Raw genomic sequence first — 14,331 nt, 5'->3', positions numbered from 1 at the left:
ATGCCGTGGGACGCACTCGCAAACTCCGCGCTCGCAATCGCCCTCGCCATGCTCGCGCTCTGGCTGCTGTCGCTCGCCTTGCGCAACGCCAGCATCGTCGACATCTGGTGGGGGCCCGGCATCGCGCTCGGCGGCTGTGTCGCCTGGCTCAGCGCGGGCGCGGCGCACCCGCGCGGCGTGCTGCTCGTCGCGCTGTGCGCGCTCTGGGCGCTGCGCCTCGGCGGCTATCTCGGGTGGCGCAACACGGGCCACGGCGAGGACCCGCGTTATCAGGCGATGCGCCGCTATTGGGGGAAGCGCTTCCCGCTGATCTCCCTCGCGACGGTGTTCACCTTCCAGGGCGTGCTGCAGTGGATCGTGTCGCTACCGGTTCAGGTCGGCGCGGCGGCGCCTGGCGGAGCGGCGCTCGGCGCCCTCGATGCCCTGGGCGCGCTCGTCTTCGCGTTCGGCCTCGCGTTCGAGTCGATCGGCGACGCGCAGCTCGCGAGCTTCAAGGCGGATCCCGCGAATCGCGGGCGCGTGATGGACCGCGGCCTCTGGCGCTACACGCGCCACCCGAACTACTTCGGAGACGCCGTCGCGCACTGGGGGCTTTTCCTCGTCGCGCTCTCGACGCCGCACGGCTGGCTGACCGCGCTTTCGCCTGCGCTGATGACGTTCCTGCTGCTGCGCGTGTCGGGCGTCGCGCTGCTCGAGCGCAGCATCGGGAAACGCCGCCCGGAGTACGCGGAGTATCAGCGCCGCACGAGCGCGTTCTTCCCGCTGCCGCCGAAGCCCTAATCCCGGAGGAGACCCGCGTGATCCTCGACCTGTTCCGCCTCGACGGGAAGACGGCGATCGTGACCGGCGCCGGCAAGGGCATCGGGCGCGCGATCGCCCTCGCGTACGCCGAGGCCGGGGCGAACGTCGTCGCCGCGGCGCGCACGCAGGCCGACATCGACGACACCGCGAACGAGGTGGTGAAGCGCGGGGGCCGCGCGCTCGCGGTCGCGTGCGACGTGATGCAGCGCGAGCAGCTCGAGAACCTCGTCGCGCGCGCGGTCCGTGAGCTCGGTCGCATCGACGTGCTCGTGAACAACGCGGGCGGCTCGCCGCCGAAGGCCGCGCTGCGCACGAGCGAGCGCGAGTTCGAGGCGGCCTTCCGCTTCAACGTCACTACCGCGTTCCTGCTGACGCGCCTCGCGGTCCCGAAGATGGTGGAGACCGCGGGTAGCGGCAGCGTGATCAACATCTCCTCGGTCGCGGGCCGTAACCACGCCGCGGGCTTCGTCGCGTACGGAACCGCGAAGGCGGCGCTCTCGTTCATGACGCAAGAGCTCGCGCAGGACTTCGCGCCGCGCGTGCGCGTGAACGCGATCGCGGTGGGCTCGGTCGAGACCGACGCGCTCGCCACGGTGCTCACGCCCGAGATCAAGGACGCGATGGTGAAGATGACGCCGATGGCGCGACTCGGACGTGCCACCGACATCGCGGCGTGCGCGCTCTACCTCGCGTCGGCGGCGTCGGGGTACGTGACGGGCGAGATCGTTGGCGTGAACGGGGGGCTGGTGGGCTTGAACATGCGGATGCCTCGCGCATTCGAGTGACCGAGGTCCGCGCTTTCTCCACGTTTACTTCGCATCGGGCTCGAAGACTCGCCCGATGCTGCGCGCTTCGCTTGCGGCCTCGGCCGACCTGCTTGGGTGGAGCGTTCGTCAGCGGGGTCGTTCTGGGGTTGTCTCGGCGCGGCAATGCGGGCGGGCGTTTCGGGCGTCGAGGCACTTTGCGGCTGCGAGGGGTTCGCGTTGATTTGCGTGCTCGTTGCGCTTGCTTGGCATGGAGATGCGCGTGGGGTGCGTGAGAAAGTTGTTATGGGCGTCACATGTTGGATCTCGCTCGGGCCGATAAGACGCGCGCGCCTGAGGGAGATCGCATGCGTTGCGTCGGCTTCGTGTCGTTGGTGTTCGTGTTGGTCGCTAGCGCCTCGTTTGGCGAGGAGAAGCGCAGCGACGTCGCGCGCGCGCAGGCGCAGCTGACGCAGGAGCTGAACGCGCAGATTTCGCGCGGCGTGCGCACGCTCGAGCCGGCGCCGCCGGCGAGCATCGAGGACCTCCCCGACGCGCCAGCCCCGCCGGCTGCGCGCGCTTCGAGCTAAGCGCGTTCCGCCGCCTCGCCCTCGGCGAGGCTCACCAGATCGAACGCGGCGAGGATGTCCGGCGGGACGCGGCGCGGGCGGAGCTTCGCGACATCCACGAACGCCCACTCGGTGTTCGCGGCGAAGCACAGCTCGCCGCGTTCGCTCCGCAGGCGCGTGTGGCGCAGGCTGCGCGCGCCGCGCAGCTCGCTGACCCAAGTGGTCTCGCGCAGGCGTTCGCCGAGGAACGCGCTGCGCTCGTAGTGCAGGTCTTGGTGGCGCACGACCCACACGAAGCCGCGCGCGCGCAGCGCCTCGTAGCCGCAGCCGAGCGCGCTGGCGTGCGCATCGGCGAGCTCGAGCGTGAGGCGAATCCACGCGAGGTTGTTCACGTGGCCGAGCTGATCGATGTGCCTGGCTTCGAGCTCGCGCTCGCGGCGAAACATCGGAATTCGCGTCGCGTCCGTCATCGCGATTCGCTGCGTGCTTGCCCGCTCAGCCCTTCGCCAGATCGGCGAGCGTCTCGTCGCCACCCGCGAGCACGAGCGAGTCCGAGGGCTTGAGCAGCGCCGTGGGATCCGGCGGTAGCTTGAACTCGCCGGTGAGCGCGTCGCGCACGGCGATGACCTGCACGCCGAGGCGCGTGCGCGGGTCGATCGCGAGGATCGACTTGCCCACCCAGTCGTTCGGGATCGCCATTTCCTGCACCGAGTAGCCCGGGGCGATCGGCGTGTACTGGAGCACGCTGCTGGTCGCGATGCGGTGCGCGAGGCGGAACGCGGCCTCGCGCTCGGGGAACACGGCCTCGGTGATGTCGAGGCCTTCGAGCGCGCGCGCCTCGTTTTCGCTGCGCACCTTCGCGTAGATCGCCTTCACCCCGAGATCGCGCAGCGCGACCGTGGTGAGGATCGTCGTCGCGAGCGCCTCCGAGGTGCCGATCACCGCGGCGTCGACTTCGCGCGCGCCCGCGCGCGTGAGCACGGCGGGGTCGGTGGCGTCGCCCATGATCGCGCGGTCGGCCCACTCGGCGTAGCGGTCGACCAGCGCGCCGTCGCGCTCGATCGCGACGACTTCGTGCCCGGTCTCGCGCAACGTGCGCGCGAACCAGAGCCCGAACGCCCCGAAACCCACCAGCAAGACTCGCATCGCGTTCTCCTAACGACTATCCGATCAAGATGTCTTCGTGCGCGTAGCGCCACACCGTGCGGTGGGAGCGCAGCGCCATCGCGCCCAGCACGGCGAGCGGGCCGACGCGGCCGAGCAGCATCACCACCACGAGCGTGAGCTTGCTGCCGTCCGCGAGCGCCGGCGTGAGATTCATCGAGAGGCCGACGGTGCTGAGCGCGCTCTGGACCTCGAACGCGAGGCGCACGAGCTGCGTGCGCTCGGCCGCCGGATCCAGCGCCGGCTCGAACGCGACCAGCAGCGTGAGGAACGCCATCAGGATCAGCACCATGCCCACCGCGAGACCGGTCGCGCGGTTCACGGTCTCCGCCGGAATCGTGCGGCCGGCGATCGACACCGTCGCGTCGCCCTTGAGCCGCGCCCACAGCACGAGCGCGAGCAGCGTCGCGGTCGTGACCTTCGCGCCGCCGGCCGTGGACGCGGGCGCGCCGCCGATCCACATCAGCACGAACGTGAGGAACAAGGACGCGTTCGTGATGCCGTCGTAGTCGACGGTGTTGAAGCCGGCGGTGCGCGGCGTGATCGACATGAAGAGCGCGTTCGCCACGCGATCCACGAAGCCCATCGTCGCGAGCTCGCGATTCCACTCGAAGAACAAGAAGAAGCCGGCGCCGCCGAGCACGAGCACGAGGGTCGCGCCCACCGCGAGGCGCGTGTGCGTGGTGAGGCGGCGGCGCTTGTCGCGCGCGCGCATGCGCAAATCCTGAATCACCGGGAAGCCGAGACCGCCCGCGACGATCAAGGCGCCGATCGTGAGCAGCGCGAGCGGCCGGCTCTGCTGGCCCATCAGGTTGTCGGAGAACAGCGAGAAGCCCGCGTTTCCGAACGCCGAGACCGCGTGGAAGACCGAGAGCCACGCGCCGCGCGCGGGGCCGAAGTCGCCGTACCACTGCGCGAACAGCGCGGCGGCGCCGATCGCCTCGACCGTGAGCGTGAAGCCGATGATCGTCCAGAGCATCTGGCGCGCGGAGCCGGTCGGCAGGATCGCGGAGAAGTCGCTGGTGGCCTCCTGCACGTCGAGGCCCGAGCGCCTGCCTACGGCAGCGACGACGAGCGCAGCGAAAGTGAGGATGCCGAGCGCGCCGGCTTGAATCAGCGCGAGCAGCCAGAGCTCGCCCCAGAACGAGAGCACGTTCGGCACGTCGATCGTCGTGAGGCCGGTCACGCACACCGCGCTCGCGGAGATGAAGAGCGCGTCGACCCAGCCCAGCGGCTCGCCCTCGTAAAGGCCGGGCAGGAAGAGAAAGCCGAGCCAGCCCACCGTCACGAGGCCGAGGAACGAGAGCACGAGCAGCTGCGATGCGGAGAGGTCTGCGGGCTCGTCGAGCGAGCGCAGCGGGCGCGAGAACAGCTCGTCGGCTTTCACGGGCGCGCAAGATACCGGCAGCAATCGCGTGCGCTGCGGGCTGGCGAAGGCTCGCAAAACCGCGTTCCGGGTTGACCGATCGGCGCGCGCCGATGACCCTCGTGCCCCTTTGGAGGAACGATCATGCGGAAGTTGGGTTTGGTTCTGGTGCTGCTGTTCGCGGCGACTTCGGCCCTCGCGCAGGCGAGCGGCAATGGCTCGCTCAGCGGGACCGCGCGCATCAAGGTGAAGCCGGAGTGCCGAAAGAATCGCCAGGCAGTGAACGCGGATTGGGTGCTGAGCGGCAACGGCTTCAGCGCGCAGACGCCTGGCAACGGCACGCCCGCCCTCACCGGCAGCGCGACCGCGCAGGGCGCGAGCAGCCGAATCTTCCGCCTCTCGTTCGATGCACCGAGCAAGGCGATCTTCGACGCCGCGCTCGAGTCCTGGGCGACCTTCGTCTGCGGTGGCACGCCGGTGACGCTCACCAGCGTGAGCGTCACGCACTTCGACCTCAAGCTGAACAAGCGCAAGACGCGCGCGAAGGTGAAGCTCTACGCGAGCGGCACGGGCACGTCGCCGCTCGGCCCGGGCACGGGCAGCTAAAAGGCGATCGAACGCGGCAGCTGGACGGACACGACGAACGCGCCGTGAAGCGCAGCGCGCTCGCCCTCGCTCTGCTGTTGTCGCTTCACTGCGGCGGCGAGGAGGAGCGCTCGCCGGTCGCCGAGCCCGCGGCTGCGCCCGCGCAGCCGGAGGTTCCGCCGTCGCAGGTTCCGCCGCAGCGCGTGTGGATTCCGGCTGGGACCTACACGCTGCGTTTCGAAGCGAGTGCGCTCAGCGTCGAAGCGTTCGATGCGCCGCGGCGCCCACTGCTGGAAGAGCTCGCGCAGAAAGCGGGCTTCGTGCTCGAGGCCGCGCCCGGCGATTGGCCCGCGCTCACGCTGCGCCTCGAAGCGCAGCCGCTCGAGCTCGCGCTGCCGCTGCTCGTCGGCGAGTTCGAGTATCGCGCCGAGTGGTCGAACGAGGACGGCGCACACCGGCTCGCGAAGCTCGTCGTGGGAGCACCGCGCACGAGCGCGAACCTTCCCGAAGGCGCGCTGCGCCCGGGCGAAATCGGCGACGCGCTCGAGCGCGCGCTGAAGGAGCACGGCGACGCGAGCGAGTCGCTCAGCGAGGAGGACGCGCTCGCGCAGCTGAAGGACGCCGACCCCGAGCAGCGCGTGCGCGCCGCGCTCGCGCTCGAAGCCGAGGGCGCGGGCCTCACCGCCCTGATGAATGCGCTCGAGCACGACCCCGACCCGCGCGTGCGTGCCGCGACGACCGTGAGCCTCGAGGAGAGCGAGGACTTCGCCGCCGTGCAGGCGCTCGTCAGCGCGCTCGACGACCCCGAGCCCGAGGTCGTGATCGAAGTGCTCGACTCCCTCGAGTTCGCCGGCGACGAGAGCACCGTGATCTACGTTCAGCCCCTGCTCTCCCACCCCGACCCGCGCGTGCGGCAGGCGGCGGGGAATGCGCTGCGGCTGCTGGGAGAGTGAGGGCGGCGTCGAGTCGTCTCCGGATGCCGCGCTGCCGTGCATCCACTGGTTGGGCGGGGCGTGCGTTCAGATCCAAACCTCGCCGCGCGACTCGCTCGTACTCTTGTTGCCTCGCGGGCGCGAGAAAGCGCGCGCGAATGACTCAGGCGGTCGCCTAGGCTCGTTCCTGGTCGTTGGCAGCACGTCCTAGATGAGGGGGACCCACGATGTTAGGTAAGAGCTGGCGAGTCCTCGGTCCGGCCGCGGTGTTGGCAGCCGCATCGTTCTTCGCGTGGCCCCATCTGCCGAAGCGGTACCGCTCGGAGGCGATACTCGCGGTCGCGGATCCACTCCTGTCGGAGGAGGCCCTGTCACCCGTTCGAATCGCGAGCTCGGCGGACGATCTCCTGCAAGGCGCGCCATTTGATTTCACCCGGAGTGAGCTCGCCCTAATCATCGACGAGCTCCAGCTGTATCCCTCGGACGTGCAGCGGATGCCGATGGAGCATGTAGTCGAACGGATGCGGGAAGACGTCGAAGTTCAAGTCGTCGGGGCCACCACAGTCCGCGTCGCCGCCATCTCCACGGATCCGGAAAAGGCGCGGGAGACTGCGAACAGGCTGGCGTCAATCATCATCGCGAGGGTTTCGGCAGATGACGGTTCGCGGCGGATGTACACCAACGATTTTCTCAGAGCTGAGCTGGAGAGCGCCGAACGCGAACTCCTCGTACGCTCCACGGCGCTCGAAAGCGAAACGAGCGAGGCTGGGATAAAACGGGTGTTCGCGTTGCAATTGGAGCAGCTCGAAGAGAGGTATCGCTCGCTCTTGTCCAAGGTCGCGGACTGGGAGCTCGCTGTCGCCGTTGGGAGCCATGGGGGTGGAGGCCTCGAGCCGGTCGATCGGGCGAGCCTGCCAGAAGCTCCGTTGGGGATGTCGCGCGACGCGGCGACGGTCCTTGGCGCGTCGCCGGCCTCGTCCTCGGGTTGGCACTCGCCACGATCAAAGGACAAAGCAACTCCCTGCCGGGAGCGTCGCGCAAAGACGAAGGGCCGTCGGCGTAACTGCCCGACAGCCCTTCGGAATCTTGGAGCGCGAGACCGGATTCGAACCGGCGACGTCCACCTTGGCAAGGTGGTGCTCTACCAACTGAGCTACTCGCGCGAAGACAGGGCACTCTAGGCGACGGCCCCGGAGGCGTCTAGGCGAGTCGGCTCCGGTTCAGAGCTTTCGGACGCGCTCTCGGCCGTCCTTCACGGCCTTCGTCGCGTTGCGCGTGTCGTACACGCGATGCGCGAGGCGCACGACGCGGCCGTAATCGATGCTCGTGTGGTCGGTGAGGATCACGACGAGGTCGGCGCCGGAGATCTGCTCGTCCGTGAGGTCGACGCTATTCAGCGTGTGGCCCTCGATCCTCATCTCGGGCACGTGCGGGTCGTGGTATCGCACGTCGCCGCCGCGCTCGAGCAGCAGCTTCGAGATGTCGAGCACCGGCGACTCGCGCACGTCGGACACGTCCGCCTTGTACGCGACGCCGAGCAGCAGCAGCTTCGCCCCGTTGACCGACTGCCGCTCCTCGTTGAGCAGCGACGTGATCTTCTCGACCACGTACTCGGGCATGTGCCCGTTCACGTCGGTGGCGAGCTCGATGAAGCGCGCGGTGAAGTTCAGCGCCTTCATCTTCCAGCTGAGATAGGTCGGATCGACGGGGATGCAGTGGCCGCCGAGGCCGGGGCCGGGCGTGAACTTCATGAAGCCGTACGGCTTGGTCGCCGCGGCATCGATCACTTCCCACACGTCGAGGCCGAGGCGGTCGCACATCAGCGCGACTTCGTTCGCGAGGCCGATGTTGATCGCGCGGAACGTGTTCTCGAGCAGCTTCACCATCTCGGCGGCCTGCGTCGACGTGACGGGCACGACCTTGTCGAACACCGTCGCGAACACCTGACAGGCGAGCTCACCGGCGAGCGGCGTCTCGCCGCCCACCACCTTCGGCACTTCGCGCACCTTGAACTTCTTGTTCGCAGGATCGATGCGTTCCGGCGCGAACGCGACGCCGAAGTCGACACCGCACTTCAGCCCGGAGCCCTCGAGGTGCGGGACGTAGAGCTCCTTCGTGGTGCCCGGATAGGTCGTGCTGCCGAGGATCACGAGGTGGCCGCTGCGCAGGCGCTTCCCGATCTCCTCGACCGCGCGCAGCATGAACGAGACGTCGGGGTCCTTGGTCTTCGTGAGCGGCGTGGGCACGCACACGTTGATCACGTCCATCTGAGCCAGCGCGGTGAACTGGGTGGTGGCCGCAAAGCGGCCCGCCTTCACCACCTCGGCGAGATCACCCGCGGCGACGTCCTCGATGTACGAGCCGCCGCCGCTGAGCACACGAATCTTCTCGCCGTCCAAGTCGAACCCGGTGACGCGGAAGCCCGCCTTCGCGAACTCGAGCGCGAGCGGCAGGCCCACGTACCCGAGCCCGATCACGCCGATGCGCGCCTCGCGCGCGTCGATCTTCCCCTTCAGCTCCTCTAGCCGCGTCATCACTCCCCCGGGTGGTCGCCGGGCTTCATCGGCAGCCCCCGCGCACGACCAAAGAACGCCGCGAAGTAGCCCCAGCCCGACCAGAGAGTGAGTACCACGGCAAGGCCGAGAAGTGACAGGCCAATTGCGTGATTCGGCAGGTGCAACGTCCCGTTCGGGAACAGCAAAAAGCCCGCCGCGACGTTTTGGAAGACGGTCTTGAGCTTGCCCGGCCACTCCGCCGCCATGACCGCGCCGTACTCCGCCCCGAAGCTGCGAAGGCCCGTCACGGCGATCTCGCGGCCGATGATCACGCTGACCGCCGCCGCTCCCCACGGGCCGGGGATGCGGTCCATCGCCAGCAACGCGATCAGCGCGGTGGCGGTGGTGAGCTTGTCCGCGAGGGGATCGAGGTGCTTCCCGATGCTCGTGATCGAGCCCTGCGAGCGGGCGATGTAACCGTCCACGAGGTCGCCGACCGCCGAGAGGATGAAGAGCCAGCCCACGATCCGCGCTGCGTCGTCGCTTGGAAACCACGGGAACGCGGCGAGCACGGGGAGCACGGCCAGGCGGCCGATCGTGATCGTGTTGGGCAGGTTCCAGAGCTCTTCGCGCTCGTGTGCGTCGGCCAAAGGCGCGGCTCCGGGGGGCGCCGCGCGCAGCATCAGCGAGCGGCGAATTGCGGGTGGTACTGGCGATAGTAAGTCAGAACACGCCGCACGTACTTCTGCGTTTCGCGATACGGCGGAATTCCGCGGTGCTTCGCCACGGCCTCGGGCCCGGCGTTGTAGGCGGCGAGCGCCATCGTCCAGTTGCCGAAGCGCTCGCGCATCTCGCGCAGGTAGCGGGTTCCGCCGTCGACGTTCTGCTCGCTGTTGAACGGCTGGCTCACGCCGAGCGACTTCGCGGTCGCGGGCATCAGCTGCATCAAGCCCATCGCGCCCTTGTGCGACACGGCGCGAGCGTTGAAGGCGCTCTCGGCGTGGATCACGGCCTTCACGAGCGCCGGCGGAACGCCGTGCTCGAGGCCGACGCGCTCGACCATCGGGTCGAAGGCGCGCGCGCGCTCGTGGGGCTTGAACTCGATCGCATCGGGCAGCTGAATCTTCTGCGTCAACTTCACGCGCGAGTAGCGCTGGTCCCACTGCGCGTTCGTGAAGTGCGCGACGCCGCGTTTGTCGACGTACTTGTAGAGCGAGCCGCGCGCGCTCGACGCACTCGGCGCGAGCGACAGCAGGGCGAGCGTCAGAGCGCAGAGCGCGGCGCTGACTCGGCTTCGTCTCGCGGGATATGCTGCGTCCATCTCGTCTGGGCGTATCGGCGCGAGGCCGCGCTCGCCTGAGCGGGGACTCAGCGGGCGGCAACTTGGCGGGCAACGACGAACTGCTCCAAAGCGATTTCCTCGTGCTCGGCAGCGGCATCGCGGGCCTGTTCTATGCGCTGCAGGTGGCCGAGCACGGCCGTGTGGCGATCGTCACGAAAAAGGCCGCCGCGGACTCGGCCACGAACTGGGCCCAGGGCGGCATCGCCGCCGTGGTCGCGCCCGACGACAGCGTCGAGGCGCACGTGCGCGACACGCTGGAGGCCGGGGCCGGGCTCTGCCGTGAGGACGTCGTGCGCTTCGTGGTCGAGCGCGGACAGGCCACGATCGACGCGCTGCTGAAGCTCGGCGTCGAGTTCGACCGCGCGAGCGGCGGCGCCTTCGCGGTGGGGCAAGAGGGCGGCCATACGAAGCGCCGCGTGCTGCACCACCGGGACGCGACCGGCCGCGAGATCGAGCGCGCCCTGCTCGCCCGCGCGCGCGCACACCCGAACATCGCGCTCTACGAGAACCACTGCGCAGTCGACTTGCTCACCACGCAGCGCGCCGGAGTCGCAGGCCCGAATCGCGCGCTCGGCGCTTACGTGCTGGATGCCGAACGCGGCGTCGTGCAGCGCTTCCTCTCGCGCATCACGTTTCTCGCGACGGGCGGCGCCGGCAAGGTCTACCTCTACACGAGCAACCCCGACATCGCGTCGGGCGACGGCATGGCGATGGCGTATCGCGCAGGCGCCACGCTCGCGAACATGGAGTTCTTCCAGTTCCACCCGACGTGCCTGTTCCACCCGCAGGCGAAGTCGTTCCTGATCACGGAAGCCGTGCGCGGCGAAGGCGGCATCCTGCGCACGATGGGCGGCGAGGCGTTCATGCCTCGCTACCACGCGATGAAGGACCTCGCGCCGCGCGACATCGTGGCGCGCGCGATCGACTCCGAGCTGAAGCGCAGCGGCGACGACTACGTGCTGCTCGACGTGACGCACAAGCCGGACGACTTCGTGCGCCAGCGCTTCCCGAACATCTACGAGCGCTGCCTCGCGTTCGGCATCGACATCACGAAGCAGCCGATCCCCGTCGTGCCCGCCGCGCACTACTGCTGCGGCGGCGTCGTCACGAACCTGCACGGCGAGAGCGACATCGAGAATCTGTTCGCTGCGGGCGAGGTCACCTGCACCGGCTTGCATGGCGCGAACCGCCTCGCCTCGAACTCGCTGCTCGAAGGCGTGGTCTTCGCGCAAGCTGCCGCGACCGAAGCGCTGCGCCGCCTGCCCGACCTGCCGACGCGCGCGCCGCACGTCGAGCCGTGGAGCGAGGGCGACGCCACCGAGAGCAGCGAAGCGGTCGTCATCACCCAGAACTGGGACGAGATCCGCCGCTTCATGTGGAACTACGTCGGCATCGTGCGCAGCGACAAGCGCCTCGAGCGCGCTCAGCGCCGCATCGCGCTGCTGCGCGAAGAGATCAACGAGTACTACTGGAACTTCAAGCTCACCCCGCCCCTCGTCGAGCTGCGCAACCTCGCCATCGTCGCCGAGCTCGTGATCGAGTGCGCCGTGCGCCGCAAAGAAAGCCGCGGCCTCAACTTCAACCTCGATCACCCCGCGCGCGCGTCTTCTGCGCGCGACACGCTGATCCGCCGCGCGGAGTAGCGGGCCGTGCGCCGTGCTCGTCAAGGAACCGCGAGGCGAGCGACGACCGAGCCGCATCGGTGCTTCGAGATGCCCGCTTCTTTCCTTGTTTACTTCGCTTTCGGCCCCGGAGACTCCGCCGAAAGCTGCGCGCTTCGCTTGCGGCCTCGGCCGACTCGCTGGGCAGGAGCGTTCGACTTCGAGGTCGCACGCACACTTCCTCAACACGGCAATGCACCGAGGCGGCGACGCGCACTGCAACACCTCGTTGCATTTCCGCGCCGCAGCGAACGCCAGAAGAACCTCGAAGTCGAACGCTACTCCCGAGCGTGTCGGCCGAGGCCGCAAGCGAAGCGCGCAGCAAACCGTGGAGTCTTCGACGCGGTTTGCGAAGTAAACAAGGAGAGTCGCGACGCCCTCGAAGTCGCCTGACCACCCCCAACAACCGCGAACCCCACTGCCCCGCCACACCCAGCCAGAACGTGCGTCGCGAACGGATGCCGACGCGCGCGTGCACGCCTCGCCGCCTCTACTTCGGCACCAACACCCCGCGATCCACGAGCCCCCGAATCGACTCCACCACGCGCGCGTCGGCATCCGGGATGATGTCGATCATGCGCCGCACGGTGAGCGCGGCGCCGGCGAGGTCAACGATCGCTTCTTCGAGCTTCGTGAGGGCGCCCGCGCTCGCGAGCTCGCTCGCGTCGACGCGGTAGCGCGCCTTCATGTCGAGCGGCTTGCTGCGCGCGGCTTCGTCGACCTGGCGCGCGGCCTCGAGCAGCGCGTGCTGCAGCTGAATCGGCGCGGGCTCGTCGCTGATCGCGTCCACGTGCTTGTAGAACGAGAACGTGCCCGTCTCCCACTTCAGCATGCGCGCGAGCGCTTTCGTTCCGCGCAGCCGTCCGAGCAGCGCGTAGCGGATCGCGCCGTTCTCGAACGCCACGGTGGCCTCCTCGGCGCCGTGCGTCGCGGTGAGCGTGCCCTGCGGCGACGACTGCCCGAGCATCTGCAGCAGGCTCGCGGCGCCGAGCTCTTCGATGCGGCCGCTGATGCCCGACTTCGTGCGCTCCGCCTCCGCACGCGTCACGTCGCTCACGACGTCGCGCAGCTCTCCCGCGCGCTCCTCGGGCATCTCGAACTCCACGCCGACCGCGGCGACGGTGCCATCGGTCTCGACGTGGCGCGACACGCGGCCACGAACCGCGATGCGCTCGCCGCTCTTCGGATGCTGCAGCTCGATGTCGACGCTCTCGCCGAGCGGGAGATCGCTGGCGTCGCCCGAGATGAGCACGCCCGTCTCGGAGAGATCGCGCGTGCGCCCGTCGAGGCTGACGCCACCGGTCTGCATGCGCGCGGGAACGCGCGCGACCGCGCGGCCCGAGCGGCGGCGATCGGCGACGCTCGCGAGCGGATCGCGATGCAGCGCTTGCGACCCCGCCTGCTCCGTGCTCTGAACGCGCAGCACCGTCTTCGCCCGCGGATCCGGCGATGGCGGAAGCGCCGCGTCGTCGGGCTCGCGCGACCCGGAATCGAGCTTGTTAGGCGAAGCTCGCTCGCCCAGGAACGGCGCGAACTCCGTGCGCAAGTCCGGGGCGGACTTCTGGAATTGCACGGCCACCTGCCCGCCGCCCGAGAAGATCACTTCCGCGGCGAGCACGAGCGTGTCGGGGCGCCACTTGAAGGCGAACTCGACGTCGACGAACGAGCGCGGCTCGAGGTCCTCGCTCGCCACGAGCTGGGCACCGCCCTTCGAGATGTTGCGCTCGAACTCCGCAGCGAGCGCTGCGGGCGTGTCGAACGCATGTCTCAGCCGCTGCATCTCGCCCCCAGGACGTGCCCCGCCCAGGGGCACCATCCGCAGATCACATCGGCCTGACTGCGGTCGGCCTGTATCGGGCTACGCAGCCCGAAGTGCATCCTGCGCGCAGGGTCAGCGGCGAACGAGCTGCTCGAAGAGCCTGCGGCCCGCGGCGCCCGGCGCCATGTCGAGCTCCGGGTGCCACTGAACCGCGGTCAGCCGGCGCGCTCCCACGAGCTCGACCGCCTCGATCACGCCGTCCGCCGCCCAGGCGATCGGCGTGAGCCCATCCCCGAGCTGCGCGATGGCTTGGTGGTGCCAGGACGGCACGCTCGCGAGCGCCTCGCCTCCGAGGGCGTCGGCGAGGTCAGAGCAGGCCTCGATGCTCACCGGGTGCGAGGTCGCCTCGACCTGGCTCGAGCGATGCGCAACTTCGTCGCCCACCACGTCCGGGAGATGTGCGTGGAGCGTCCCGCCGCGCGCCACGTTCAGCACTTGCAGGCCGCGGCAGATCGCGAGCGTCGGGAGGTCGCGCGCCACCGCGGCGCGAGCGAGGGCGATCTCGAAGGCGTCGCGCTCGGGGCAGGTGCCGTACACGCTGGCGTGCTCCTCGGCGCGCGAAAACTGCGGGTCGAGGTCGCCGCCACCCGAGAGCACGAGGCCGTCGAGGCGCGCGAGCAGCTCCTCGGGCGTGGCCTCGCCGGGCGCGAGCAGCACCGCGACGCCGCCGACTTCGCGCACGGCATTCACGTACGCCGCCGGCAGCGTGAAGCGCTCGCGCCCCTCGCTCTCGCGGCGGTAGGTCGTCACGCCGATCCAGCGCCTGCCGGGTTGACTTCGCTCGGCTTCGCCTCGCTGCGCGCTTTGCTTGCGCATTGGACTCCGCTCGGCTCCGCCTCGCTGCGCGCTGCGCT

Annotated in this window: 14 protein-coding genes and 1 tRNA gene; 6 read left to right on the top strand and 9 right to left on the bottom strand. The window is 69.5% G+C overall.

Translation table 11 applies throughout. From position 1 onward, the window contains the following. From FJ091_11450 to FJ091_11440, 3 genes are all read left to right on the top strand, one after another. Positions 1–780: a DUF1295 domain-containing protein gene (locus FJ091_11450; GenBank protein MBM4383972.1), complete on the top strand. Its 780-nt coding sequence runs from the start codon at positions 1–3 to the stop codon at positions 778–780. Between the two features lie 17 nt (positions 781–797). Then, positions 798–1,586, top strand: coding sequence for a glucose 1-dehydrogenase (locus FJ091_11445; GenBank protein ID MBM4383971.1), 789 nt, complete (start codon positions 798–800; stop codon positions 1,584–1,586). A 326-nt stretch (positions 1,587–1,912) separates the two neighbouring features. After that, positions 1,913–2,134 (top strand): hypothetical protein, encoded by a 222-nt coding sequence (locus FJ091_11440; GenBank protein ID MBM4383970.1) that lies wholly within the window; start codon positions 1,913–1,915, stop codon positions 2,132–2,134. On the opposite strand, the gene FJ091_11435 is transcribed toward FJ091_11440, so the two are convergent. From FJ091_11435 to FJ091_11425, 3 genes are read right to left on the bottom strand one after another with little or no spacing between them, the layout of a single operon-like run. Next, positions 2,131–2,583, bottom strand: a complete 453-nt coding sequence (locus FJ091_11435) for an acyl-CoA thioesterase (protein MBM4383969.1) — start codon at positions 2,581–2,583, stop codon at positions 2,131–2,133. The genes FJ091_11440 and FJ091_11435 overlap by 4 nt on opposite strands. 25 nt (positions 2,584–2,608) lie before the next feature. After that, positions 2,609–3,259 (bottom strand): TrkA family potassium uptake protein, encoded by a 651-nt coding sequence (locus FJ091_11430; GenBank protein ID MBM4383968.1) that lies wholly within the window; start codon positions 3,257–3,259, stop codon positions 2,609–2,611. Positions 3,260–3,275: 16 nt separating this feature from the next. Continuing rightward, positions 3,276–4,664, bottom strand: a complete 1,389-nt coding sequence (locus FJ091_11425; protein MBM4383967.1) for a potassium transporter TrkH — start codon at positions 4,662–4,664, stop codon at positions 3,276–3,278. 123 nt (positions 4,665–4,787) lie between these two features. On the opposite strand from FJ091_11425, the gene FJ091_11420 reads away from it, so the two are divergent. Then, entirely contained in the window at positions 4,788–5,249 is a 462-nt protein-coding gene (locus FJ091_11420; protein MBM4383966.1) for a hypothetical protein, read from the top strand. A 44-nt stretch (positions 5,250–5,293) separates the two neighbouring features. Further along, the gene (locus tag FJ091_11415; GenBank protein MBM4383965.1) at positions 5,294–6,181 is read left to right on the top strand and encodes a HEAT repeat domain-containing protein; all 888 of its coding nucleotides are present in this window, start codon (positions 5,294–5,296) and stop codon (positions 6,179–6,181) included. A 1,066-nt stretch (positions 6,182–7,247) separates the two neighbouring features. Here the strand turns inward: FJ091_11415 and FJ091_11410 are convergent. The 4 genes from FJ091_11410 to FJ091_11395 all read right to left on the bottom strand — a co-directional run bounded on the left by FJ091_11410 (position 7,248) and on the right by FJ091_11395 (position 9,976). Beyond that, positions 7,248–7,323, bottom strand: a tRNA-Gly gene (locus FJ091_11410). A gap of 57 nt (positions 7,324–7,380) precedes the next feature. Beyond that, the gene (locus FJ091_11405) at positions 7,381–8,694 is read right to left on the bottom strand and encodes a nucleotide sugar dehydrogenase (GenBank protein ID MBM4383964.1); all 1,314 of its coding nucleotides are present in this window, start codon (positions 8,692–8,694) and stop codon (positions 7,381–7,383) included. Further along, the gene (pgsA, locus tag FJ091_11400; protein ID MBM4383963.1) at positions 8,694–9,305 is read right to left on the bottom strand and encodes a CDP-diacylglycerol--glycerol-3-phosphate 3-phosphatidyltransferase; all 612 of its coding nucleotides are present in this window, start codon (positions 9,303–9,305) and stop codon (positions 8,694–8,696) included. Before pgsA ends, FJ091_11405 begins: the two co-directional genes overlap by 1 nt. Before the next feature lie 32 nt (positions 9,306–9,337). Next, the gene (locus tag FJ091_11395) at positions 9,338–9,976 is read right to left on the bottom strand and encodes a lytic transglycosylase domain-containing protein (GenBank protein MBM4383962.1); all 639 of its coding nucleotides are present in this window, start codon (positions 9,974–9,976) and stop codon (positions 9,338–9,340) included. Here FJ091_11395 and nadB point away from each other — a divergent pair. Then, positions 9,964–11,640: an L-aspartate oxidase gene (gene nadB, locus FJ091_11390; protein ID MBM4383961.1), complete on the top strand. Its 1,677-nt coding sequence runs from the start codon at positions 9,964–9,966 to the stop codon at positions 11,638–11,640. The genes FJ091_11395 and nadB overlap by 13 nt on opposite strands. 508 nt (positions 11,641–12,148) lie before the next feature. Here nadB and FJ091_11385 read toward each other — a convergent pair. Beyond that, positions 12,149–13,438 (bottom strand): DUF4388 domain-containing protein, encoded by a 1,290-nt coding sequence (locus FJ091_11385; protein MBM4383960.1) that lies wholly within the window; start codon positions 13,436–13,438, stop codon positions 12,149–12,151. 111 nt (positions 13,439–13,549) lie between these two features. Then, positions 13,550–14,293 carry a gamma-glutamyl-gamma-aminobutyrate hydrolase family protein gene (locus FJ091_11380; GenBank protein MBM4383959.1) on the bottom strand — a complete coding sequence of 248 codons (744 nt, stop codon included), beginning with the start codon at positions 14,291–14,293 and terminating at the stop codon, positions 13,550–13,552. Positions 14,294–14,331: the final 38 nt, after the last annotated feature.

This window comes from Deltaproteobacteria bacterium, assembly GCA_016875395.1.
GTDB lineage: Bacteria > Myxococcota_A > UBA9160 > UBA9160 > UBA6930 > VGRF01.
Note: the sequence above shows the minus strand (reverse complement) of the source record. Positions and strands in the feature narration are given on the sequence as shown.

Bases quoted from the DNA above. Each gene is read 5' to 3' on its own strand.
- FJ091_11450 (MBM4383972.1), top strand. From the start codon at position 1: ATGCCGTGGGACGCACTCGCAAACTCCGCGCTCGCAATCGCCCTCGCC.
- FJ091_11440 (MBM4383970.1), top strand. From the start codon at position 1,913: ATGCGTTGCGTCGGCTTCGTGTCGTTGGTGTTCGTGTTGGTCGCTAGC.
- FJ091_11435 (MBM4383969.1), bottom strand. From the start codon at position 2,583: ATGACGGACGCGACGCGAATTCCGATGTTTCGCCGCGAGCGCGAGCTC.
- FJ091_11430 (MBM4383968.1), bottom strand. From the start codon at position 3,259: ATGCGAGTCTTGCTGGTGGGTTTCGGGGCGTTCGGGCTCTGGTTCGCG.
- FJ091_11420 (MBM4383966.1), top strand. From the start codon at position 4,788: ATGCGGAAGTTGGGTTTGGTTCTGGTGCTGCTGTTCGCGGCGACTTCG.
- FJ091_11405 (MBM4383964.1), bottom strand. From the start codon at position 8,694: ATGACGCGGCTAGAGGAGCTGAAGGGGAAGATCGACGCGCGCGAGGCG.
- nadB (MBM4383961.1), top strand. From the start codon at position 9,964: ATGCTGCGTCCATCTCGTCTGGGCGTATCGGCGCGAGGCCGCGCTCGC.
- FJ091_11395 (MBM4383962.1), bottom strand. From the start codon at position 9,976: ATGGACGCAGCATATCCCGCGAGACGAAGCCGAGTCAGCGCCGCGCTC.
- FJ091_11385 (MBM4383960.1), bottom strand. From the start codon at position 13,438: ATGCAGCGGCTGAGACATGCGTTCGACACGCCCGCAGCGCTCGCTGCG.
- FJ091_11380 (MBM4383959.1), bottom strand. From the start codon at position 14,293: ATGCGCAAGCAAAGCGCGCAGCGAGGCGAAGCCGAGCGAAGTCAACCC.